The organism is Gilliamella sp. Gris1-4 (assembly GCF_001690335.1).
In the GTDB taxonomy this organism is placed as follows: Bacteria; Pseudomonadota; Gammaproteobacteria; order Enterobacterales; family Orbaceae; genus Gilliamella; species Gilliamella apicola_P.
Genome location: NZ_LZHA01000061.1, coordinates 1 through 1,688, shown reverse-complemented (window position 1 = coordinate 1,688; position 1,688 = coordinate 1). Strand labels below are relative to the sequence as shown.

1 protein-coding gene is annotated in these 1,688 nt (G+C 46.1%); it reads left to right on the top strand.

The features are described from left to right. Positions 1-1,161, top strand: a 1,161-nt coding sequence (locus A9G31_RS11840) for a hypothetical protein (RefSeq protein WP_176700378.1), incomplete at its 5' end; no start/stop codon positions are given. Positions 1,162-1,688 lie beyond the last annotated feature (527 nt).

The window sequence follows — 1,688 nt, the reverse complement described above, 5'->3', positions numbered from 1 at the left end:
ACATCTATTAGTTTAAATAGTCTAATCAGCCAAGGGAAGTGGGGAGATGATGATGGGGATGGACAGGGTACAAATGGTGTTACTGCAACAGGGAATATATCGTTAGTAATAAAGGATAAAGATGGCGCTACGGTTAGTCGTGGTGATACATTAAGTAAATGTAGTGCCCCTTATAAGGTAACCTTAAGTAGTACAGGGGGTAGTTTAACTACACGGTATGGTGTACCAAATAGTAGTACATTTATTGGAGGCAGTGTAGAGTATTACATCAAGCCAGATTCTTCTGGTAGTTGTTACTTTGTGCAATCGGTCAGGCCGAATCTAAACTTTGGCACAGACAGCTACGCAGGCCCATCTAACATATGGAGTCCTACTAAGGGTTTTTTAACTCAATCAACAAACCCATCATCTTACGACAGAAACTTTCCAACTACAGGAGCAGATGGATTGTATTTTGATTTGGACATAGGTGGTATTGACGCAAGTCAGTTGAGTTGGACAGTTAAGACAAGTGGTAGTCTAGGGGCAACGGTGAGATGGACAAGGCCGTTAACAGGGACATTCACATCCCCAGATAACCGTACTATCCAAGCTGATGAATGGATTACAGATAAATCCAAAAATGTAACACGGGTAACATTAACAGGTCCAAGGGCAAGTAGTAGTCAGATAAGCTCAAGTAATCCTGGTTCACTTACACGTCCATCTTTGCCACAGACCTTCGAGTTGGTCGGTAGGGATAGTAGTGGTAATGAGGTGAGGTATGGATTTGTGTTGAGGCAGTGGTTCGTCAATCGGGGGGGGCAAAGTAAACCTTATAGTGACCAATTAGCATGGTGTAATCGTTTGGGTTATCGAATGCCACGGGTAAGTGATTTAACCAATGCGGTTTGTTCTGGTTTGAATGCAGGCAGTTGGTGTCAAGGTGCAGTAGGCGCCACGCCGTCGTCTGGTAATAATGTCTACCAGCGTCGCATAGGGGCAGGATTTTTCACGGAGTGGGGCGACATGCGCTACTACGCTGATGCGGGCTTCGTCTACAACTACTACTGGACGAGTGACGCGGCAGGTAGCAACCAGTCCCCTGTCTCCTCGCGCGAAGGCCCCGTCGGCAGCTACAGCGCTTCCGGCAGACTTTACGCTGTTTGCACCGCACCTTAGTTCTTAGCGTTTAGTTCTTAATCCTTAGGGCGCGGGGGTGGTTATGGTGCTTGAGAGGATAATATAACAAAGAATAAAGCCCCCGCGTAAGTTGGGGCGTTTTCCTTAGGGTTGCGCCGTTGTGGCAAAGCCACAATAGCGCCGCCCCCCGCCGCCGACGCTGAAAGTGTCGATGGCAGTTTTAGTGGATTACGCTGTGGCGGTTTAAATTCTTGGTCTATTTGTAGTACGGCAAGGTTTCGGACGTTTTGACCTTTGGTGAACAAAATAGCTACAGTGACAACGTCCGATTTAGGGGATTTTTTGCGAAATCCCCTAAAAACCCCTCGCAAGGCTACAGAATGTGGCCTACGGCAATACTCGTATCATCCTGATACTCGCCTCTACGAGGCCATCTTCGCTATGCTCAGATGTTCAAATTTGTTCCAGACAAATTTGTCTAACGCCGTAATAAGACAGACAACATAACCTTAAGTGGCTTTTATGAGTCACTTTTTTATAAAAAACACTGCAAAAACCACAAAAAA